Source organism: Gordonia sp. WA4-43, from assembly GCF_020520305.1.
GTDB lineage: Bacteria > Actinomycetota > Actinomycetes > Mycobacteriales > Mycobacteriaceae > Gordonia > Gordonia hongkongensis.
Genome location: NZ_CP084736.1, coordinates 791,025 through 811,200 on the forward strand (window position 1 = coordinate 791,025; position 20,176 = coordinate 811,200).

Annotated in this window: 22 protein-coding genes; 8 read left to right on the plus strand and 14 right to left on the minus strand. The window is 67.2% G+C overall.

What is annotated here, in order from left to right; all coding sequences use genetic code 11:
* Positions 1-49 precede the first annotated feature (49 nt).
* The 6 genes from LEL84_RS03610 to LEL84_RS03635 all read right to left on the minus strand — a co-directional run bounded on the left by LEL84_RS03610 (position 50) and on the right by LEL84_RS03635 (position 5,172).
* Positions 50-775, minus strand: coding sequence for a lysophospholipid acyltransferase family protein (locus LEL84_RS03610; RefSeq protein ID WP_226513366.1), 726 nt, complete (start codon positions 773-775; stop codon positions 50-52).
* A gap of 79 nt (positions 776-854) precedes the next feature.
* Positions 855-1,898 carry an NAD(P)-dependent alcohol dehydrogenase gene (locus LEL84_RS03615; RefSeq protein WP_226513367.1) on the minus strand — a complete coding sequence of 348 codons (1,044 nt, stop codon included), beginning with the start codon at positions 1,896-1,898 and terminating at the stop codon, positions 855-857.
* A 307-nt stretch (positions 1,899-2,205) separates the two neighbouring features.
* Positions 2,206-2,577 carry a TraR/DksA family transcriptional regulator gene (locus LEL84_RS03620; RefSeq protein WP_226513368.1) on the minus strand — a complete coding sequence of 124 codons (372 nt, stop codon included), beginning with the start codon at positions 2,575-2,577 and terminating at the stop codon, positions 2,206-2,208.
* A gap of 25 nt (positions 2,578-2,602) precedes the next feature.
* Positions 2,603-4,180 carry a protein adenylyltransferase SelO gene (locus LEL84_RS03625; protein WP_226513369.1) on the minus strand — a complete coding sequence of 526 codons (1,578 nt, stop codon included), beginning with the start codon at positions 4,178-4,180 and terminating at the stop codon, positions 2,603-2,605.
* 21 nt (positions 4,181-4,201) lie between these two features.
* Entirely contained in the window at positions 4,202-4,405 is a 204-nt protein-coding gene (locus LEL84_RS03630) for a zinc-ribbon domain-containing protein (protein WP_078113866.1), read from the minus strand.
* Between the two features lie 56 nt (positions 4,406-4,461).
* Complete coding sequence (locus LEL84_RS03635) at positions 4,462-5,172, minus strand: GNAT family N-acetyltransferase (protein ID WP_319005259.1); 711 nt, start codon at positions 5,170-5,172, stop codon at positions 4,462-4,464.
* Here LEL84_RS03635 and LEL84_RS03640 point away from each other — a divergent pair.
* Positions 5,144-5,935: a DUF1542 domain-containing protein gene (locus tag LEL84_RS03640; RefSeq protein WP_159370877.1), complete on the plus strand. Its 792-nt coding sequence runs from the start codon at positions 5,144-5,146 to the stop codon at positions 5,933-5,935. The genes LEL84_RS03635 and LEL84_RS03640 overlap by 29 nt on opposite strands.
* 40 nt (positions 5,936-5,975) lie before the next feature.
* Here LEL84_RS03640 and LEL84_RS03645 read toward each other — a convergent pair whose 3' ends face one another.
* Positions 5,976-6,815 carry a helix-turn-helix transcriptional regulator gene (locus LEL84_RS03645; RefSeq protein ID WP_226513370.1) on the minus strand — a complete coding sequence of 280 codons (840 nt, stop codon included), beginning with the start codon at positions 6,813-6,815 and terminating at the stop codon, positions 5,976-5,978.
* A 116-nt stretch (positions 6,816-6,931) separates the two neighbouring features.
* On the opposite strand from LEL84_RS03645, the gene LEL84_RS03650 reads away from it, so the two are divergent.
* Positions 6,932-7,873: an SDR family oxidoreductase gene (locus tag LEL84_RS03650; RefSeq protein WP_226513371.1), complete on the plus strand. Its 942-nt coding sequence runs from the start codon at positions 6,932-6,934 to the stop codon at positions 7,871-7,873.
* A gap of 132 nt (positions 7,874-8,005) precedes the next feature.
* Here LEL84_RS03650 and LEL84_RS03655 read toward each other — a convergent pair whose 3' ends face one another.
* A complete protein-coding gene (locus LEL84_RS03655) occupies positions 8,006-8,149 on the minus strand; it encodes a hypothetical protein (protein ID WP_226513372.1) in 144 nt (47 codons plus the stop codon).
* 202 nt (positions 8,150-8,351) lie between these two features.
* Here LEL84_RS03655 and LEL84_RS03660 point away from each other — a divergent pair, with 202 nt between their 5' ends.
* On the plus strand, positions 8,352-9,122 hold the full coding sequence (locus LEL84_RS03660) for a DUF6319 family protein (RefSeq protein ID WP_226513373.1): 771 nt from the start codon (positions 8,352-8,354) through the stop codon (positions 9,120-9,122).
* Between the two features lie 163 nt (positions 9,123-9,285).
* Here the strand turns inward: LEL84_RS03660 and rsgA are convergent, their stop codons facing one another.
* The 3 genes from rsgA to LEL84_RS03675 all read right to left on the minus strand — a co-directional run bounded on the left by rsgA (position 9,286) and on the right by LEL84_RS03675 (position 13,112).
* The gene (gene rsgA, locus LEL84_RS03665) at positions 9,286-10,371 is read right to left on the minus strand and encodes a ribosome small subunit-dependent GTPase A (protein WP_226513374.1); all 1,086 of its coding nucleotides are present in this window, start codon (positions 10,369-10,371) and stop codon (positions 9,286-9,288) included.
* Between the two features lie 257 nt (positions 10,372-10,628).
* Positions 10,629-12,419, minus strand: a complete 1,791-nt coding sequence (locus LEL84_RS03670; RefSeq protein ID WP_226513375.1) for a helix-turn-helix transcriptional regulator — start codon at positions 12,417-12,419, stop codon at positions 10,629-10,631.
* Positions 12,420-12,473: 54 nt separating this feature from the next.
* Complete coding sequence (locus LEL84_RS03675) at positions 12,474-13,112, minus strand: AAA family ATPase (protein ID WP_226513376.1); 639 nt, start codon at positions 13,110-13,112, stop codon at positions 12,474-12,476.
* Positions 13,113-13,300: 188 nt separating this feature from the next.
* Between LEL84_RS03675 and LEL84_RS03680 the strand changes: the two genes are divergently transcribed.
* Positions 13,301-14,119 (plus strand): class I SAM-dependent methyltransferase, encoded by an 819-nt coding sequence (locus LEL84_RS03680; protein WP_226513377.1) that lies wholly within the window; start codon positions 13,301-13,303, stop codon positions 14,117-14,119.
* On the plus strand, positions 14,116-14,640 hold the full coding sequence (locus LEL84_RS03685) for a hypothetical protein (protein WP_226513378.1): 525 nt from the start codon (positions 14,116-14,118) through the stop codon (positions 14,638-14,640). Before LEL84_RS03680 ends, LEL84_RS03685 begins: the two co-directional genes overlap by 4 nt.
* A 59-nt stretch (positions 14,641-14,699) precedes the next feature.
* On the opposite strand, the gene LEL84_RS03690 is transcribed toward LEL84_RS03685, so the two are convergent.
* Positions 14,700-16,502 carry an ABC transporter ATP-binding protein gene (locus LEL84_RS03690; RefSeq protein WP_226513379.1) on the minus strand — a complete coding sequence of 601 codons (1,803 nt, stop codon included), beginning with the start codon at positions 16,500-16,502 and terminating at the stop codon, positions 14,700-14,702.
* A gap of 110 nt (positions 16,503-16,612) precedes the next feature.
* Between LEL84_RS03690 and LEL84_RS03695 the strand changes: the two genes are divergently transcribed.
* Both LEL84_RS03695 and LEL84_RS03700 read left to right on the plus strand, forming a co-directional pair.
* Positions 16,613-17,188: a TetR/AcrR family transcriptional regulator gene (locus LEL84_RS03695; RefSeq protein ID WP_226513380.1), complete on the plus strand. Its 576-nt coding sequence runs from the start codon at positions 16,613-16,615 to the stop codon at positions 17,186-17,188.
* Positions 17,189-17,305: 117 nt separating this feature from the next.
* The gene (locus LEL84_RS03700) at positions 17,306-17,665 is read left to right on the plus strand and encodes a hypothetical protein (RefSeq protein ID WP_226513381.1); all 360 of its coding nucleotides are present in this window, start codon (positions 17,306-17,308) and stop codon (positions 17,663-17,665) included.
* A gap of 106 nt (positions 17,666-17,771) precedes the next feature.
* Here LEL84_RS03700 and LEL84_RS03705 read toward each other — a convergent pair whose 3' ends face one another.
* Positions 17,772-18,356, minus strand: coding sequence for a hypothetical protein (locus LEL84_RS03705; protein ID WP_226514236.1), 585 nt, complete (start codon positions 18,354-18,356; stop codon positions 17,772-17,774).
* A 238-nt stretch (positions 18,357-18,594) separates the two neighbouring features.
* Here LEL84_RS03705 and LEL84_RS03710 point away from each other — a divergent pair, with 238 nt between their 5' ends.
* A complete protein-coding gene (locus tag LEL84_RS03710) occupies positions 18,595-19,539 on the plus strand; it encodes an NADP-dependent oxidoreductase (RefSeq protein ID WP_226513382.1) in 945 nt (314 codons plus the stop codon).
* Between the two features lie 132 nt (positions 19,540-19,671).
* Here the strand turns inward: LEL84_RS03710 and LEL84_RS03715 are convergent, their stop codons facing one another.
* A complete protein-coding gene (locus tag LEL84_RS03715; protein WP_068970857.1) occupies positions 19,672-20,169 on the minus strand; it encodes a hypothetical protein in 498 nt (165 codons plus the stop codon).
* Positions 20,170-20,176: the final 7 nt, after the last annotated feature.

The window sequence follows — 20,176 nt, forward strand, 5'->3', positions numbered from 1 at the left end:
GAACGCGCAAGCCAAACCCGGCCGACGTCGGCGCACCCGTCACCTGGGGTCAGCGCTCTTGGCCGCAGGCGTCGTCGACCGCCCCCTGCAGATCTCGCTGGATCCACCGGGTCACGGCGGCGGGTGTGTCGTCTCGACGGGCGCCGAGGTCCACCGGTTCGCCCAGAGCGACAACGGGGCGGCCACCACCGGCCGGGTAGGCGATCCCGGCGGAGACCAACCACAGTCCGACACCGTCTCGCAGGGCTCGATGGGCGATGTGGCCGATCCCGGTGCCGAGCCGCTGAACCTCCGTCGGGTCGCCCTCGTTGCAGGTTCCCTCCGGAAACACCGCGATGCTGTCCCCGCGTGCCATTCGTTCGACGCAGACGGCGATCATCTGACGCCCGGCGTCGGCCGCAGCTCGCACTCCGTGGTCCTTGCTGCGAAACACCGGGATCCCGCCCAGAGTGTCGATCTTCTTTCGCTGTTCCGGATCCTGGAACAGTTCGTCTTTCGCGAGGACACGCAGGCTGCCTATCCGGCGCCGCAGCGGTGACCGGAAGCCTGCAGCTGCGAGGACCAACGGGTCGCGCTCGGAGACATGATTCGCCGCAATGAGCAGCGGAGCCCCGCTGCGCACGGCGCGGACGATCGCCTCCCGCGAACGAAAGCGCACGACCGGCCGGATTCGGGCGGCGAGCACCGCGTACATCATTCGCGCCCGGGCGCGGTCCTGCTGATGGGTCAGGTAGTGCTCGTATACCGCCTGTGCCTCGGACAGCTCGACCTTCACCTAAGTTACGGTACCGTAGGTTGCGGCGCCGCGGTGCCGCAACGGGACTACACATGACAGCCCGGGTACAGCTCCGAGGTCAATCGGGGACGACGACCGCCCGGCCACGCAGTTCGTTCGAGGCCAACCGACGGTAGGCCTCGAGCCCGTCGTCGAGGGAGAACTTCTCGACGGCGACCTCCAGGACACCGTCGCGCGCGAGGTCGAGGACCTCGATCAGTTCGTGCCGCGCACCCCAGTACGGCGCCCGGACCGACACCTCGTAGGGCTGGGCGAAGAAGCCGACCTTCGCCGCGGCGACACCGTCGCCGATGCCGACGATCACGACGTCGCCCAATGTGCCGACGATTCCCATCGCGGTGTCGATGGTCGGCTGCAAGCCGACGAAGTCGAATACCGCGGTGGCGCCGTCGTTTCCGGTGATCTTCCGGACATTCGCCACGGCGTCGGCATCGCTGAGAACGGTCTCGTGGGCGCCCACCTCGCGTGCGAACGCAAGCTTGTCCTCGCTGAGGTCGAGGGCGATGATGCGCGCCGGGGTCAGATGCCGTAACAGCTGAATCCCGATGTGCCCCAATCCGCCCGCACCGATGACGACGGCCGTGGTGCCGCCGACGAGCTTCGGCAGCGACGGTTTGATCGCGTGATACGGCGTGAGCCCCGCGTCGGTGAGCGGTACCGCTGCGATCGGGTCGAGGTCGCCGAGCGGAACGAGGTGCCGGGCGTCGTCGACGATCATGTAGTCGGCCATCGCACCTTCGTTGCCGAGCCCGGGGGGAGTGATGCCGAGTTCGGCCGCACGACTGCAGTAGTTCTCGAACCCACGCGAGCAGAAGTGACAGGTCCCGCAACCCCAGGGGCCGTAGACCGCCACCGCGGTTCCCTCGGTCAGCGACGTCACACCGCTGCCGATCTCGGCGACCACACCGGCTCCCTCGTGCCCGAGCGTCATGGGTAACGGATAGGGAAAACCCTCGGCGGGCATGTTGAGCACGAAATCGTCGGAGTGGCACGCACCGGCGGCAGTCACCTTCAACAACACCTGGCCGGGGCCGGGTGTCGGCTTGTCGACCTCGCGGAGCTCGGGCGGACTTCCTGGCTTGACGATCTGGATGGCTTTCATGCCGGACACCTCTCGGTTCGAGTCGTTTGCGTGCTCTCCCGCCTTCCGGTCTACCCGCGTATGGCGATACGCGCATACGTCGGCGGGAAACCAGACGCGAATTCCTGCTGAACCGCGGCACAGGTGGACAATGCCGATCAGAAGCCGGGACGGACCACGGAGTTCGATGTCGCGGCGTGCCGGGCGTGTCGGCGGGTGCGTCAAACATCCTGTGGCAGAGTCGATCAGCCGAGACGACGGCCGGAGGCGGAAGAGGACCGGATGCACTTTGGAGTACGGGTGGACCGGACAACGCTGCGACTCCGGGTCACCATCGTCGCGACTGATTCCGAGCGGCGCACCGCACACACTGCCGGGTGGCCGGCAGGACTTCGAGGCGCTCGGCACCGATGGGTTCGCCACAGTCCTCGCACCGGCCGTAGGCACCCGCGCCGACCCGGTCCAGGGCGGCACCGATCTCGTCGAGCCGGACTCGCGACCGTTCCAGCTGCGCAACCAGATGGCCGAGTTCCACCGCGAGAGTCGAACCCTCCGGGTCGTGCTCGTCGTCGGCCGCCGCGTCGCTCGTTGCCTCGAGCACCGCGGCCAGCCGGGACGACAACGATTCGATCAGCGCGGCGGTTCGTTCCCGTTCTGCGAGCAGCGCATCCCGCGACTCGTCGTCCTGGCTCGAGGTCACCGTGGGCCCACCGACGTCGTCTCGCTCAGGTGCCGCAGAAGGTCTGGAAGCTGTCGCTGAACGCCTGCGGGGCCGGCGCCGCGTAGTGAGCCCATTCGGTGCGGCGTTCGAACGGATGCGTGACGGGATCCATCAGCCGCGTGAACGGTTCCAGATCGCCGTCGGTCGCGGCGCGCAAAGCGGCGTCGACCTGATGGTTGCGCGGGATGTACACCGGGTTCACGGTATCCATCGTCTCGGCAACCGCAGCCGGCTCGCGACCGAGACGGGCGAGTTCACGGCGCCATCGTTCCAGCCAAGGACCGATCTGCTCGCGCGGCATGAGGCTGATGATCGGGACCTGATCTCCGCGGAGTTCGTCGGCCAGCGCCCGGAAGGTGCCTGTCCAGTCCGCACGATGATTACGCATCAGGGTCAACAGGTCGGCGACCAGTTCGGGTTCGGAAAACACTTCTGTCAGACCGATCTTCGACGCCATGCCGGTGGCGAAATGGTGTTCGTACCGCGCCTCGTACGTGGCAAGCACGTCCGACGCCGCAGCGATCGCGTCATCGGGTGTCGGGGCCATGAGCCTGAGCAGGGTTTCGGCGAACCGCGCCAGATTCCACTTCAGGACGGCGGGCTGATTCCCGTATGCGTATCGGCCCGCGTGATCGATCGAGCTGAACACCGCCGACGGGTCGAAGGCGTCGAGGAAGGCGCAGGGCCCGTAGTCGATGGTCTCACCCGAGATCGTCGTGTTGTCGGTGTTCATCACGCCGTGCACGAACCCCACCAGCATCCACTGGGCCACCAGGGCGGCCTGACGTTCGAGTACGGCTTCGAAGAACGCGAGATACCGGTTACCGTCGCCGGCCTCCGACGCTTTCGCGAGCTCCGGGTAGTGACGGCTGATCGCGTAGTCGGCGAGTTGTTGCGTCAGGTCGGTGTTCCGGATTGCGTACTCGAAGGTGCCGACACGGAGATGGCTGGCGGCGATCCGCGCCAACACCGCGCCGGGCTCGGCCCCGGTGCGCTGAATGTCTCGCCCCGTGGCCACGACCGACAGCGAACGCGTGGTCGGGATCCCCAGGGCGTGCATGGCCTCGCTGATCACATACTCGCGCAGCATCGGCCCGACCACCGCGAATCCGTCGCCACCTCGGGAGAACGGAGTACGCCCGGAACCCTTGAGCTGTAGGTCGACTCGTCGACCGCCGCGGTCGATCAGCTCCCCGAGCAGCAACGCCCGGCCGTCGCCGAGAAGCGGTGTGTACCCGCCGAATTGATGCCCGGAGTAGGCGGTGGCGACAGGGACGGCATCGGCGGGCGCGGCCGCACCCGACAGAAGTGCGACACCGTCGTCGGATGTCAGTGCCGCGATGTCGAGGCCCAGGTCGTCGGCGAGTGACTCGTTGACGACGAGCAGTCGGGGGTCAGGCGTCTCGGCACCCTGCCACGGCACGGTGAAAGGCGTCAGCTCGTCGACGAAGGTGCGCTCGAAGCCGGTGATCGCGGCGCTCGTGCGGGCGGGAGTATCGGGAGAGACGGACACCCCTCGAGGGTAACCAGTTTCCGGACCGGCAAACCGGCTGCGCAGAAGGGGCGAGGGAGGAGTGTCCATCCCACTCGCCCCGGACGGCGATCAGGCCGCCAGCGCCGCGCCGCAGATGCCGCAGGCCTCGAAGTTGCGCCGGTTCCACCGGGCGATCGGGATGAAGAACACGCTGAACTGGCTGTATTCACGCATCCGCGCCCACTGGGTGGTGTTGTGGCAGCGGGGACAGGTACGGGTCTGACCCGCACCGAGAGGCTTCTGCCTACGGCCATATCCGAACAGGAAGAACACGCCGCCATCGTAGAGTTCGCGGCTCGCGGCGGCCGGTCATGCGCCGCGGTAGTCGATCACGGGCGGCGGACCGTGATGTCGTTCTCGGCTGTGAAACCGCATTGTTTGTACAGGTCTGTCGATGCTTCGGTCGGGTTGAGCACCACCTTCGCGTATCCACGGCCGTCCGCGGTCGCGACGGTATGCCGGACCAGTTCACGTCCAATCCCGGAACCGCGGAACGCCGGGCGGACGTACAGATGACCGAGATAACCCCATCGGCCGCCGGCGCCCTGCCGGGGACTCGGCATCCGGGCGTGTTCGGTCAAGCACACCATTCCCACGGTCATGTCGTCCGTGCCCGCGGTCCAGACCGTTCGTCGCTCATCGTCCAACCAACTCGCAACCGCGGCGGCGAAGGCGGTATCGCCAAGCCACGGCCCGACGGAGCGATCGTCTTCGTACGCCCACTCCCAGCGGAGCTCGGCCACAAGGTGGGAGTTCTGCGAAGGTTGAATTCGTACCGCGTGTCGACCGGTCACCCACCCAGGGTGACCGATGACGGTCGGCGGCTGCGCGTGCGGCACCGCCGAAACTCCGCGACCACCGCCGGCCTCGCGGAGAATGGACGAGGCCGGAGGTGCTCGCCATCTGTCGAGACGCATCGGGTCGGCGGGCATCGGTACGCTCGGTGGTGTCCGTTTTGTCGGCCTGACGTCACCGCCACCGGGCTGCGGACTCGCGAAACCGGAGGGAAGCATGGAAGCACTGATCCTGATCGCCGTCATCGTCGTGATCGTCGTCGGGGTGGTGGTGTTCGCCCAACAGCGTTCCGGCGCCAACGCGGCCCGCACCCTCGAGGACGCGAAAGCCGACGCACGACAGGTGATCGAACGTCTGGGCGGCCAGGTATTCATGCTGGTCGGCGACGGCCCGGCATCGAAACAGGCGCTGGCCGACGCGGGGGAGCGATACACCGCGGCGGGGTCTCAGATCGAGCAGGCCAATTCGCCGGTGCAGGCGCGGCTGGCCAAACAGACTGCGATCGAGGGGCTCTACTACATCCGTGCGGCTCGGGCCGCCATGGACCTCGACCCCGGTCCGGCGATCCCCGAGCTCGACGGGCAGAAGAGTGCCGGTGCGGTCACCGAGGACCGGACCGTGGAGTTCGAGGGAAGAAAGGTCGCCGCATCGCCCAACCCGTCGGAGCAGACGCCCAACTACTATCCCGGCGGCCGCGTCGCCGGCAGGCCGGTGCCCGCCGGCTGGTACTCCGAGCCGTGGTGGAAACCGGCTCTGGTCGCCGGCGCCTGGGGACTCGGATCGATGTTCCTGTTCTCGGCGATGTTCTCCGGCATGGCGGGCGTCCCCTATGACGCGCAGTCCTTCGAGAGTGGCGCCGGCGACGGTTCCGACGGTGGCGCCTTGGAAGGCGGTGACTCCGGCGACTTCGGCGGTGGTGACTCCGGCGACTTCGGCGGCGGAGATTTCGGTGGCGGCGACTTCGGCGGGGGAGCCGACTTCGGCGGTGGCGACTTCGGGGGGTTCTGAGCGGCCGCCCTCCGCGTGACTCGGCTTCGCTTGCCGGGTGTCAGGTCGCCGTGGGTGCCGCGACGACGGACAGCAACCGGAGCTTCTCGACACTCGCACTGCCCGGGGTCGCGGTGTAGACGAGCAGCGAATGCGAACACCGCGGGTCGACCAAGATCTGGCAACTCAGCTCGAGCAATCCCACGTCGGGGTGCACGTACCTCTTGATCTCGCGAGGCGCTATACCCACTTCGTGCCGTGCCCAGATCTCGCGGAACTCTTCGCTCTCGCCTGTGAGCCGTTCCGCGAGCGACGCCGCATACGACTGCGGGCCTCGTAGCGCAGCCACTCCTCGTAGTCCGGATACGTACATACGTGAGTAGAAGTCGTGGTCGTCGGACGGGTGCAATTGGCGAGCCCGCGGATCGGTGAACCACCGATAGCCGATGCTCCGCGCCGGCCCGTCGAACCGCATGAGGTCGCCGACCAGTGACGCCCCGAGTCGGTTCTGGCGCAACGTCTCGCCGAGTTCGGTGACGATCTCGGCCGGGGTGTCGGCGAGCCTGTCGAAGATCCGCATCATGCCCGGGGAGATGTGCTCGCGGTCGGGTCCGCGCATGGGCGGCCGGTAGCCGGCGAGGTGGAACAGGTGGTCTCGCTCCTCGACGGAGAGGTGGAGGCCCTGAGCGATGGCGGCCACCATCTGTGGCGACGGTTGCGGGCCGCGCTCGCGTTCGAGTCGTGAGTAGTAGTCGGCGGACATGTGACACAGGGCAGCCACCTCTTCGCGACGGAGTCCACCTGTGCGACGGCGCTGTCCGCGAGGCAGTCCGACGTCTTCGGGCTGAAGGGCGGCACGCCTCACCCGAAGGAAGCCAGCGAGACCGGGTCGATCGATCATTCGGCCATTCTTGCGCGCCCGGAACCGCGGAGCCACGGATCGACAGGCCGTGGATAACGGTGCGGACCGCCACAAGACTGGAAGCGAGAACATTCCGAGTCCGTCAGGAGCTCCGCATGACACGAAACAGCAGATACAGCCTGTCCATCCCCGATCTCACGGGCCGTCGAGCGGTCGTGACCGGCGCGAGTGACGGCATCGGGTGGGAGATCGCGAATGCGCTCGCCGGCGCCGGTGCGGAAGTGGTCGTGCCGGTGCGTGATCCGACCAAGGGGGCGAGGGCGGTCGAGCGCATTCGTGATCGTCACCCCGCCGCCACACTCACGATGGAGGACGTCGACCTGTCATCGATGGCATCGGTCGAGGCGCTTGCCGGCAGGCTCCGGGCGGACGGCACACCGATCGACATCCTGATCAACAACGCCGGGATCATGACTCCGCCGAAACGCCTGACCACAGGCGATGGATTCGAGGTCCAGTTCGGCACCAACCACCTAGGACACTTCGCCCTGACCGTCGCGGTGCTTCCGCTGCTCCGGTCCGGGAAGGCACGGGTGGTCTCGCAGACGAGCATCGCGGCAAAACGAGGCTCGATCAATTGGGATGATCTGAACTGGGAGCGCCACTACGACGCAATGAAGGCCTACCGCCAGTCCAAGATCGCGTGCGCGCTGTTCGGACTCGAACTCGGACGCCGAAGCCGCGCTGCCGGTTGGGATGTGACGAGCGTGATCTCACATCCGGGCGTCGCCCCGACCAGCCTTCTCGCCGCTCGTCCTGAGGTCGGCAGGACCGCCCCGACGAGTGGCCGGCGCGTGATCGAGTGGATGTCGCGGCACGGTGTCGGTGTGGGCACCGTCGAAACCGCTGCCCTCCCAGCACTGATGGCGGCGACGCAGCCGGAGACGCCCGATGATGCGTTCTTCGGACCACGGTGGCCCGGTGACGCCGGCGGGCCGCCCGGATTACGGCAACCCTGGCAACCGTTCCGTGATCGCGAAGCGGCATCGCGTCTATGGGCGGTGTCTGAACAGCTCACCCGGGTGACAGCGGGCTGAAGACGGGCCTCCTGGCGCCGATGTGCGATCGTCAAGTGGTGTGTGCCACCTGCGGACCGAAGTCGACGCAGGTGACACACCGGCAATGAGCACTTGTGGTGCTTTCCACTCGAAGTCTGAGGGACGGCAGGTTCAGGGGAAGAGCGTCAGGAATGTCGCTGCCGAGGTCGCGCACAGCAGCGCCGCGATCGTGACGCCGGCATACGCGTGATCGGCAATCGGGGTCTCGCGTACCTTGACCGACGATGTGCGTGTCGGGGTGCTGGCCTCTGTCACAAGTTGTCCCTCCGAAGACCCGTTACCTTCCCCGAGAACATTAGGGCCGCGAACGTTTCGCAGAGACCCGGCGGCGACGTTCGAGGCCACACCGATGCGAAGGGTCACGAAACGATAACGGTCGCAAGTACTAGGTTTGAACTGCGTAAACGGCGAAGCACCGACGGCGCGACGCAGGGATGGGTAACGCGGATTCGCACGCATGTGCGACAATGGCGCGGTGAGTTCACAGACGAGGGCCGGCTTGAGTCCCGACGACCTGGAGTCGCTGTCGGCGGCACTCGCGGCCGGTAAGCGAGCCACGGTCTATCTGCGCGATGCGATGCCATCGCTGAACCTGGAGGCCGGCGCCTCGGCGCGAGTCGTGTCGATCGACGGTACGACAGTGACGGTGAGCCCGAGGGGCGTCGACGACCAGTTGCCCTTCGAAGCCGACGAACTGCGACGTAACCGACCGGCGGCCGCCACCACTGCGACCGCTGCGGTTCGTCGACGCACACCGGAACCGGCGCCCCCGAAGCCACAACCGACGTCCTCATCGAAAACAGTTGACGAGGAATCGAATTCCGCCCGCCCGTCCCGAAAGGCGCGTCCTGCGACGGATGCCCCGCCGAGGGCGGCGGAGTCGGCGCCGGCGCCGGCGACGACCAGTCCGTCGCGAAAGGCGAAGACGGCGACCGCGCCGACCACGGTCACCATCACCGCGGCAGGGGAGAGCACGTGGACGCTGTCGGTTGCGGTCGGAACCAGAAAGCTGGCGAAACCCGTCGAGATCACCGCCGACCGGGTGGCCCGGGCGATGCGGGAGCTCGATGACGAGACCGCGATCGCCGCGGTCGACGCCGTCATCGAATCGGCCCGAACGGCCGCGCAACGCCGCATCGACGAACTCAGTCAGGAACTCGAAGCCGCGCGGGCCGCGCTGGCCAACCTCGACGGGTCCGTCGACGACCAGCGCGGCCTCGCTCGCTGAGGAGCGACCGGAGCTTGCGGAGGGCGACACACCCTGCTCCCAAACCGAAGGAACGATCTAACCCTTGCTCCCTGAGGAGCGCCCGGAGCTTGCGGAGGGCGACCCACCCTTGCTCCCTGAGGAGCGCCCGGAGCTTGCGGAGGGCGCGTCACGAAGGGGCCCGTCAGGCCTGCCGGTCCCGGAACCGGTACATCGCGCGAATGTCTCGCGTGATCGCTTTGTCCCGCTTGCTCCGCTTGCTCGCCTGTCGGGCGTCGCCCCGAGCGGCCGACCACTCACTCTCCCTCAGCAGCTTGCGATAGCGTTCCAGACGGCCGGCGTCGAGGCGGCCGTCCCGGATCGCCTCCTGCACGGCACATCTCGGCTCACTGCGGTGTTCGCAATCGCGAAACGCGCACTCACGACTTAACTCCTCGATGTCGGCGAACGTACGGCCGGCCGCCTCGGCGACATCCTGTACCCCGATCCCACGCAGACCAGGTGTGTCGATGAGTACCTTGCCTCCCGGCAGGAGCAGCAGCTCGCGGTGCGCCGTCGTGTGCCGCCCCTTTCCGTCGACCGCACGAATCTCATTGGCCGCCATCTGTTCACGACCGAGCAATGCGTTGGCCAGGCTCGACTTGCCGGCGCCGGACGAGCCCAACAGGACGGCGGTGCCGGTCATGGTGGACTCGAGGAGATCGACGCCTGCGCCGGTGATCGTGCTCGTCGTCACGATGTCGGCGCCCGGAGCGACCGCGGCGATCATCGCCTCACCCGGAAGAGGATCGTCGACCAGATCCGACTTGGTCAACGCGATGATCGGCCGGGTGCCGGCGTCGTAGGCCAACGTCAGCAGGCGCTCGATGCGACCGACATTCACCCTGTTCGCGACCGACACCGCGATGATCACCGTGTCGACGTTGGCGGCGAGTACCTGCCGTTCCGATGTCCGATCCGAACTCGCGCGCGCGATCGCCGTCCGGCGCGGCAACAGGTGCACGATCCGGGCCTGCCCGTCGTCTCGGCGCAGCACCACCCAATCGCCGGTGCACACGGACTGTTCGCGCTCCGCAGTGCGCCCGACACCGCGGATGGCGCGGACCGGACCTGATGCGGTGATGGTGTCGCACCCGCCGCGATCCACCCGCACGATGCGAGCTGGTAGCTCGTCGTCGGACGCGCGGTCGGTGTACAGGGTCGAGAAATGCTCGTCCCAGCCGAGAGCGGCGAGCTCGACGGGGAAGGACGAATTACTTGCAGAATTCACTGTTGGGGACTTTCGAGGAATGCCCGCGACCCCAGGTGTCATCCGACTCGCAGCTCAGTCGGTTGTGCGAGAACGGTGTTCGAGGATCAGTAACGGGCTGGAGGAACAGGGATGGTTCGGATGCTGACGATGCCAGCGATCTCGACGGCAACCATCGACTCACCTCCAGGTCTCGTGCTGCCCCACCGGACAGCGCGGCTCACGCTAACACCGCCCGGCGATGCCCACCACTTCTTTTTCGTTCCGCGGGTTCGGCGCTAACGGAGCCCCAACTCGACGCCCTGCGCGAGCACCTCACGACGCGACGTCATACCCAGCTTCGCCAGGACCGCGGACACGTGATGGTCCGCGGTTTTCGACGAGATGTACAGCCGCTTGGCGATCTCCGAATTCGACAGTCCCTCCGCCACCAGGCGGGCGACCTCGAGTTGCCTGTTCGTCAGGCCACCGGGGTTCACTCGTGTCGTGGGCCGAGGGCGCTGCGGGACGGTGGCGCAACCCCGTTCGCGCATCAACGCACGCGCACGATCGGCGGTACCCGCGGCGCCGAGTCCGTCGAGCATCGTCACACCACGGGCTGGGTCGTCGGAATCCAACCAGCACATCGCCGATGCGAACGGATCACCCGCGTCCGACCACCAGCGCGCGGCGTCGGCGTGCCGACCGTCGAGCGACGATCGGTACGGCGCCGCGATCGGCCCGGTCTGCGTCGACCACCCGAGCCTCGCACGCCAGACGGCGAGGCTCCCTGTGCCCCATTCTGTTCCGTCATCGTCGAGGGTGTGCGCCGCGGCGACCCGGGCGTCCTCGGTCCCGGTCATCCAACTGATCTCCGCCAGGGCGGTCAGGACCGCGAGCCGTCGGAGGGGTTCATCGATCTGGTTGGCGAGGGTCCAGGCGTTCTCGATCTCGTCGATGTCGAACGACGCGCCGCATCGGAGCGGCACCAGCACGGTGACCAGGAGCGGCCACAGCGTGGCGATCGGCATCCCGTCGGCGTCGATGACCGCCCCGGCGTCCTCGAGGGCTCCGTTCCAGTGTCCGCGGGTCAGATGCAGGCGACTCCGCACAGCGGTCTGCCAGTGGCGACAGATCTGGATGTCGCGCTCCACCGTGAACGGGAGACCCGCGTCGAGGATCCGGTCGGCGGCCCGGTACCTTCCCTGTTCGACATCGAGACTGGCCACCTGTGAATAGACGGTTGAGGCGAGTTCGTCGAAGCCGAGGGTGCGGGCGGTTTCCATGTGATCGAGAAGTCTTCTGCGAGAGTCGACTTCGCCGGTGGACAGCGCAACCGAGTCCGAGACGACCTTGTTCCACAGCCGCAGTTCCTCGTCGGATGCCGACGCGGTGTCGGCCAGCAGGGACGCCGTTCCCGACACGTCGCCCCGCATGAACGCGAGAAACGCGCGGTGGATCTGGGCCTCGCTGTACACCGTCGACGCCCCTGTCCCGTAGGCGATCTCCGCTGCACGGCCCAGGTGCGATTCCGCGCTCTGCCGGTTCGCGCTGTAGTACTCGTAGACCCCGACGGCCACATGTGCCGTGGCCAACCCGGTGTCGTCACCCAGTTCGGTCCACAACGGGAAGGTCTCGTTCACACTGGCTATCGCATCGCGCAGTCGGCTGACCATGTACTGCTCGTTGGCCAGCGCCAACAACAGTTCGGCACGCTCGCGAGCCGGAGCATTGACTTGGTACTGCTTGGCGATCTCGTAGTACGCGACGGCCTCGGTGTGCGCTCCGCCGCGGATGGCGTCCTCGGCTGCGGCGCAGGCATGACGGACGGCGCGGTCGGAGTCCCGGGCGGCGACGGCGTGGTGGGTCAACACCGACGGGTGCACGGTGCCCAGCTGCTCGAGTGCGTCCAGGAGCTGCGCGTGCAGATGGGCCACCCCACCCGGCGGAATCGTGGATTCGATTGCCCGACGGGCCAATTCGTGTCGGAAGAGGATGCCGTCGGGCCCCCATTCCAGAAGTCCCGTGTCGGCGAGACGCTGCAGAGTGGGGTAACCGATCCGCAGGACCGGCAGCGCGGTGTCCGACACCCGTTCCGGCGACGCCGCAATCAGTTGGAGGGCTTCGAAATCGGCCGCGCTGACCTAGGTCGTCCGCGCCAGGACCGCATCGCGCACCGACGACGGGATCGGCAGGTCGGGTTCGCGGGAGACCTCGGTCGCGAAGTAGGGGTTACCTCCGGTCGCAGCATGGACCCGCACGGGATCGAGACCCGTACCCTCGACCAATTCCGCGATCGCCTCGACACTGAGCGGCGGCAGCTCTATCCGGCACACGCCCTCGGCGAGCAGGGCACGCGCTGCCGCCTGGGGCTCGAGCTCTCGATGCGTCAGGAGCAGAACGAGCGGCATCGACTCGATGCGTCGACACAGGAACCTCAGCACATCGGTCGACGCGGCGTCGACCCAGTGCAGATCCTCGACCACGAGAAGCGTCGGTGCAGCCCCCAGATGAGCGAAGGCGGCTTCGCAGACGTCGGCGAGCATCATCGGTTGCACACCGATGCCCAGGTCTTTGACGGGACCCAGTGGACGTGGTGTGTCGAGTGGATCGCAGGCCACCCGCAGCACACGCACGTCCCGGGCGGTCGCACACACCTGCGCGATCAGCGTCGTCTTGCCTGCACCGCTCTCGCCGGCGATGGAGAATGCCGAACCCACCGGCAACCGGTCAAATGCCGCGCTGATCTGCGACAACTGCTCGGTTCTCTCCAACAATCGCACCGTCCGAGTGTAGGCCGCCCGACGCTCGAATAGGTGGGTCTACCCATTCATGGGAAGGACGTTCGGCGAAAGATGGGAGGTCTTCACCGATGCCGTCCGTACGCCCGGTGACCGACTGTTGTGGTGCGCCGGTACCGACAACGGTCACCGACGGCCAGTCGTCCCACCACACAGAAATGGACAATCCGATGACGACATCTCTCTCACCAGACCTGGTATCGCTGCGGGAGAAGCAGCAGAAGGTCTGGAGCAGCGGCGATTACAACCGTATCGCCGCGCTGACCGTGCCGGTCAACGAAGCGACCGTGGTCGCGGCATCGGTCATCCCCGGCGAACGCGTCCTCGACGTCGCGACCGGCACCGGCCACTCCGCGCTCGCCGCTGCCCGCCAGGGTGGCGACGTCACCGCGATCGACTACGTGCCGGCACTACTCGACATCGCCCGGGGTCGGGCAGCCGCAGAACATCTCGACGTCGATTTCGTGGAAGCCCCGGCCGAGGTCCTGCCGTTCGGCAACGCCGCGTTCGACACCGGTATCTCGTCGATCGGCATCATGTTCGCCGCCGATCACGAGCAGGCCGCGCGCGAATTGACCCGAGTCGTCCGCCCAGGCGGAAGGATCGTGGTCACGAGTTGGACCGCAGACGGTTTCGTCGGTGGAATGCTCGCCGCGGTCGGCCGCCACGTGACGCCGCCGCCGGGCGCGCGTCCCGCCACCCGGTGGGGCGACCAGCATTACGTCGCATCGCTGTTCGGCGATCGTGTGCACTCGGTCGATTCGCACACCGCCGGACTGACCGTTCGGTTCGTCGACGCGGCCGCTTTCGCGGACCTGTTCCTCGGCTACTACGGTCCGACGTTCGCCGCGGCGTCGAAGCTCGACGAGGACGGCAAGCACGCACTGCGTGCCGATCTGATCTCCCTCGCCGAGTCTCGGCAGCAACCGGTCCCCGGCGGGATCTCCATCGACTGGGAGTACCGCGTCGTCGAGGCGGTGCGGTCATGAGCGCGCCCCGGAGTCGTGGCAAGGCCATCGCTCGTCTCGGCGCGACCCTGTCGATCGCCGCGGCCATCGGCGTCGCCGCGCCGCTTGCGACGACGGCTTCGGCAGCACCCGCGCGCACACCGGGCGCGACGCTGACGATCGTCGACCAGAACATCACCGGTGCCGGCAAGAACCGCATCATCATCCAGGGCCTGTATCCGATGACACGCGCGGACGCGGTCGGATTCGTCACCCACATCAACGATCGGGGTTGCGGTGGAATGCACTACATCGTGCTGGGCGACGACGGTAGAGAGCAGTACCTCTACGACCGCAACTTTCCGGGCACCTCGGTCGGGACCGAAGGGTTCCTCCGGGCTTCCGACCGCGGGCTCGAGTACCTCCGGGAGTTCGTCGTTCCGAGCTCGGTTCTCAACGAGGACCGGGACGGTGGCGACGAGGTGTTCACCCGGGTCCGTTTCACCGACGGCGACTGCCGGGCACGGGTCCAGACCACCAACGTGGTCGTCGGGCGGTTCTGACCCGACCCGCCGGCCCGACACCCGCCCACCCGGCCTGTGCCGGGTGGGCGGGTGTCGGATCAATTCAGCTCGGCAGCATCCACGTCGGTGTCGATACGCATGGCGGCCACCAGTTCTCGATAGAGCTCATCGGTGGCTAGCAGGCGCCGATGGTTGCCGACCGCCCGCACCCGACCGGCTTCGAGGACGACGATCTGGTCGGCGTCCATGATCGTCGAGAGCCGATGCGCGATGGTGACGACGGCTCCGCGAGTGGCCTGTCGACGGATGCCCTCGGCCACAGCCGCCTCGGTCAACCCGTCGAGTTGCGCGGTCACCTCGTCGAGCAGGAGGAGTTCTGGGTCGACGACCAGCGCGCGGGCGAGCGCGATGCGTTGCCGTTCCCCGCCCGACAGCGTTGACGTGGTCACGTCGGTGAGTAGGCCGTCGGGCATGGAACGGACACGCTCATCCATCCGTACGGCCGACAGGGCACGCCACACCTCGTCGTCTGTCGCCTCGGGCGCCGCGTAGACGAGGTTGTCGCGGACCGTTCCGGGGACCAGAGGGGTGTCCTGCTCCACGTAGGCGATGCGTGCTCGCAGGTCGTGGAGTGTCCAGTGGTCAAGCGGCCGGCCGTCGAGCACGATCTCGCCGCGATCCGGTCGTAGGAACTTCAGGAAGAGGGAGAAGATGGTCGTCTTCCCGGCACCCGACGGTCCGACGATGGCAGTGTGTCCGCGGCGCGGGATCGTCAGGTCGATGCCGTTGAGCGCAGCGGGGGAGTCTGGTGTGTACCGGTACACCACGTCGCGCAGTTCGAATGCGGACGCGGTCCGGTCGACACGAGCCGACGTGCGATTCGCCACCACCTCGTCGTCGGATTCGGTTCGCAGATCGGAGATCTCGGAGATCCGCGCAGCCGCGGCCAATCCCGACTGTAAGGCCGTGACACTCTGGGTGAGCAGCGAGACAGGCATCATCAGTTGGAATCCGTAGAGCAGGAAAGCGATCAGAGTACTGACGGCCATCGAACCGTCGGCGACGCGCCAGGCCCCGAACGCCAGGACGACCATCACCGCCAGATTGATCCCGGACCCGGTGATCGTCCAGGCCCATGCTTCGATACGCACGGCCCGGATTCCCTTGCTCGCCGACCGGTGCGCGAACTCGCCGATCCGGTCGGCTTCCCGCGCCTCGGCCCGACTCGCCTTGACGGTGCGGATCGATCGAAGGATCCCCTCCAACCGGCCACCCAGGAAACCGATCTCGGCCTGCGCGTCCTGCTGCGCTTTCGCCAGCCCCGGCATCAGTACGGCGGCGGCGATCCCCACCATGACCACGACGACCATCGTGGTCGCGAACAGCGGGAGGTCCAGAAACGCCATGAGTACCAGCGCGCCGACCATACCGACGAAACCGTTGACACCGTTGACGATGCTCGACGTCGTCGCTTCGCGGATCAGCAGGGTGTCGGACGTGACGCGCGCGACCATCTCGCCGCTCGACCTACGGGCGAGCTCGGGGACCTCGACGCGGAGCAGGTGTCCGATGAGTCCGGTGCGGGTGGCGAGAATGATGCGTTCGGCCAAGGTTCCCAACATGATCGTCTGGATCAGACCGATCACCGACCCGGCGACGAGCAACACGGCCAGGACTGTGATCGGGGCCGCCAGAGATTCCGACACGGCAAGACCGTCGAGCACCCACTTCGTGACCAGCGGGGTCGCGAGTTCGGTAGCGGTGCCGAGCAACCCGAGGACGACGCCCATGGCAAGGACGCCCCGGTACGGACGTATGTAGTCCCAGAGGATCGCGAGTTTGGCGCGCATGGGCATATCCGGGGTCTGCCCGGGATCGGCCGCGGTTGTCGAAGTCGTCATGGTGTGAGCCCTCCCGAGCGGAACATGCAAGCTCTACAATGACACATTGGTGTCCCATTTTCAATCAAGAGTGTTGCAGAGACCCGATTGTGGTGGATAGTCTCGGCCAGGTGAACGATGCGCCGGAACCGGCTGCCGTCTCGGGCGTGCGCCTGCGCACCCGACAGGCCATAGTGTCAGCCGCCATCGCGGCGTGGGCAACTGATTTCTCGACGTCCCTGGGCGACATCGCCGACCGGGCGGACGTCAGCCGGAGCACCTTGCACCGCCACTTCCCCGACCGTCAGTCTCTCGTCGATGCGGCGCTCGTCGAGGCGAGGGGCGTTCTCGAGCGGCAGGCGAGCGAAGCGGTCGACGGGTGCGAATCGGCTCGCACAGCACTCGAATCGCTGATGCGGGTGATCATCGGCATCGACGACGTCATCGTGTTCCTGTTCGCCGACCCACACCGGTTCGACGGCCACCCGGAGTGGGCCGAGGAAGAGGACCAGATGCTTCCGGAGATCCTTTCTCGGGCGCAGAAAGACGGTGCCATCGCCGATGATCTCGAAACGAGATGGCTGGCCGGGGTGTTCTATTCACTCTGTTTTGTCGGTGCGGTCTCGATCGCCGGCGGGGTGATGTCGCGTCGCCGCGCCGCCGATGTCGCCGTCCGGACGTTCTTCTCCGGAGTCGGTGCCGACTGAGAAGCCGACGCACGCGTGTGCTTTGGGTCGGATCAACACTTCTACCACCGATGAGTTTTGTATCGGGGTGGTGTCAGACCCTGCACCTACCACCGATCGGATGAGACATTGGGCAGCGTGAACGTACTGGCGTGCGTGGCCGCAGCGGTCGCCGCGTTCCTGGTGAGCGGTGTGTACTACGGCGTCGTGGGTGCACCCGCCGCGGCGGAAGTACACCGACCGGCCTGGGCGACGCCGGTTGTCGAACTCATCCGCAACGCAATGCTCGTACTCCTCGTCGCCGGTCTGGTCGCGCAACTCGATCCGGATGCCACCGGTGCACTTCTGCTCGCCGCGGGGCTGTTCCTCATCCCGTTGGTACTGTTCGCGGGCGCGGTCTTCCACGAGGGAACGGCCCTGTCCGCGGCAGCTGTACACCTCGGGGATTGGGCCCTGAAGCTGCTCATCCTCGTCCTGATCGTGTCGCTGTGGCGGTGACAGTGGAATCGCTGTGGACCGCACAATCCCCGTTCGCTACTCCGTGAGGAGGATCGGGTGACGGTTCATCGCCCTTCGGATCACAACCGTCCTGGCACGTGAGAACTCAGGCCGGCTCCAGGGCCCGCTTGGCCTTTTCCAGAGCGGCGAGCGTACGCAGCACCGAATCGCGCTTGGCGGTCAAGTCGCTCGCCTTGGCCTTGCCGCTCAGGCCGGGGTCCGCCTGCGCGACTGCCAGCCGTTGCTCGATCTCGGCGAGCTGCGCCAGCAAGGACTGCGCGCGGCTCATGAGCTCCTCATGGTCGGGTCGGGAGACGTCCGCAGGGCGGGCGCTTCCGGCCCCGACGTTCTTGGCTTTGCGAGCCGTTGTGCTGCCGTCCTTGTTTGTGGTGGACGCGGATCGTGTGACACCGCGCTGGCCGGACCGGACGCGCGGTGGGGGCTGTGTGCGGGTCCGATTCAGCACTGCCCAGGCGTCACGGGCCGCCACCCGGTGTTCGCGTTCCTCTTCGTCGTCGGACGTCATCGACGCGCCCAAAGGTCGTAGCCCATAGAAACCGACGAACTCGCGGGCCGCCGCGATAGTTTGTTCTGCCTCGCGGCAGCGCCCGCACCGCGGTTCGCCGCGGAGTTCTGCGATGTCGTCGCTGGATGAGCACCACACGCAGGCGTGGGTAGTGGAGTCGGTCACGATGGCATCGGCAGCAGCGAAATTCACGGGTGAAAACACTACGGCACAATGTTTTTCATGCTGCGACCGGGCTTCGTCCAGCAGGCTCGGGCCGGGATCGCGCTGGTTGTCCCCGCGATGGACCACGTCCCGGCCTGCCGGATATCGGGCGCGTTCGGTACGCATCACGACGATGGGACGTCGGCAGACATCGCAGAGCTGTTGGAATCATTCCGTGGAGCGTCCCGTTGGTGCCACCATGCGCGCAATCACTTATGACCGCTTCGGCGGTCCCGACGTCCTGGAACTGACCGACCTGCCCACGCCCAAGGTCGGACCCGACTCCGTGCTGGTGCGTGTCCGCGCCTCCAGTGTGAATCCCGTGGACTGGAAGGTTCGCGAGGGCTATCTCGCCGAGATCATGGACACCGTCTTCCCGGTGGTCCCGGGCTGGGACGTCGCGGGAGTGGTCGAGCAGGTCGGCCTGGACACACCTGAGTTCCAGGTCGGCGACGAAGTGTTCGGTTACGTCCGTAAGGACGTCGTCGGTGGGGAAGTGGCGGGCGGGACGTTCGCCGAGTTCGTCGCCGCCCCGGTGCGCACCCTGGCACACAAGCCGTCGAACTGGTCGTTCGAAGAGGCTGCGGCGCTCCCGCTGGCCGGTCTCACCGCTCTGCAGACCATCCGCCGGGCAGGAGTTCAGTCCGGAAACACCGTGCTGGTTCACGCCGCTGCGGGCGGAGTCGGATCGTTCGCCGTCCAGATCGCCCGGTCCCTGGGCGCACGCGTGATCGGGACCGCCTCGAAGACGAACCACGACTATCTCCGCAGTCTGGGCGCCGAGCCCACGAAGTATGGCGAGGGCCTCGCCGGCCGGGTACGAGCACTCGAGCCGCAGGGTGTCGACGTCATCCTCGACTACGTGGGCGGCGACGCACTCGACTCGGTCGAGGACGTGTTGCGCGCCGGCGGCACGGTCGCCTCGATCACCGACGCGCGGGCGCGCGACGAATTCGGCGGCCACTACGTCTGGGTGCGTCCCGACGCCGCGGATCTTGCCGAACTCGCTCGGCTCGCCGACGCAGGAAATCTCACGCCGGAGATCGCGGAGGTGTTCGACCTGGCCGACGCGGCCAGCTCTCACGAGCGCAGCGAATCCGGCCATGTCCGCGGCAAGATCGTCGTACGCGTCGCAAGCGAATGACCGCAGGGGAGATCTAGTCGAGATTCGCAGTTGCCGCAGATGCGTTCGACCTCGCCGGGCGCTCGCAGTTGGTCACGCGCGAAGTCGTGGTCCAAGGCGACCAGCGGATCGCGGTCACCGTGCGACCACCGATCAAGGCATCTCCATCGTCTGGGCGCGACGAATCTCGTCCACAGCCCGAGTCACGTACTCCATCGGGTCGACGTCGGCACGTGCCGTGAGGTCGGTGATGACCACCAGGGCAGCGGCGGTGGTCTCCGCGTCCGGTAGGCCAGCGGATGGCAGCGCATCGGCGCCGGCGGTGTCGCCCACCCCCAACGCGCCGGTCAGCACCAGGGCTACCGCTGCGGGACTGGCGGCGGCAGTCCATGAGGCGGCGGCACGGCTGGTGCTGGTCATCACCTCGGACACATCATCGCCGGTCAGCCCATCGGGGAACACGGTCTCGAGGAGTTCGCGCAGCGTGATCGCATGCACTTCTCGCGACTCGGGGTGCAACGCGAGAAGGTCGGTCGCGGCACCGAACGCCTCGGAGTCGTGGGCGCGCGCCGCGCGGATGGCTTCCCCGGTGGTCTGGGCGACCTTGTCCGCCACCGACGACCGGTCGGGCCGTGACTCATTGTGCGGCATCGGAATT

Coding starts and splice junctions, on each gene's coding strand:
- LEL84_RS03615 (WP_226513367.1), bottom strand. CDS start 1,898: ATGAAAGCCATCCAGATCGTCAAGCCAGGAAGTCCGCCCGAGCTCCGC.
- LEL84_RS03625 (WP_226513369.1), bottom strand. CDS start 4,180: ATGGACACTCCTCCCTCGCCCCTTCTGCGCAGCCGGTTTGCCGGTCCG.
- LEL84_RS03640 (WP_159370877.1), top strand. CDS start 5,144: ATGGAAGCACTGATCCTGATCGCCGTCATCGTCGTGATCGTCGTCGGG.
- LEL84_RS03635 (WP_319005259.1), bottom strand. CDS start 5,172: ATGACGGCGATCAGGATCAGTGCTTCCATGCTTCCCTCCGGTTTCGCG.
- LEL84_RS03645 (WP_226513370.1), bottom strand. CDS start 6,815: ATGATCGATCGACCCGGTCTCGCTGGCTTCCTTCGGGTGAGGCGTGCC.
- LEL84_RS03650 (WP_226513371.1), top strand. CDS start 6,932: ATGACACGAAACAGCAGATACAGCCTGTCCATCCCCGATCTCACGGGC.
- LEL84_RS03660 (WP_226513373.1), top strand. CDS start 8,352: ATGTGCGACAATGGCGCGGTGAGTTCACAGACGAGGGCCGGCTTGAGT.
- LEL84_RS03680 (WP_226513377.1), top strand. CDS start 13,301: ATGACGACATCTCTCTCACCAGACCTGGTATCGCTGCGGGAGAAGCAG.
- LEL84_RS03685 (WP_226513378.1), top strand. CDS start 14,116: ATGAGCGCGCCCCGGAGTCGTGGCAAGGCCATCGCTCGTCTCGGCGCG.
- LEL84_RS03690 (WP_226513379.1), bottom strand. CDS start 16,502: ATGACGACTTCGACAACCGCGGCCGATCCCGGGCAGACCCCGGATATG.
- LEL84_RS03710 (WP_226513382.1), top strand. CDS start 18,595: ATGCGCGCAATCACTTATGACCGCTTCGGCGGTCCCGACGTCCTGGAA.
- LEL84_RS03715 (WP_068970857.1), bottom strand. CDS start 20,169: ATGCCGCACAATGAGTCACGGCCCGACCGGTCGTCGGTGGCGGACAAG.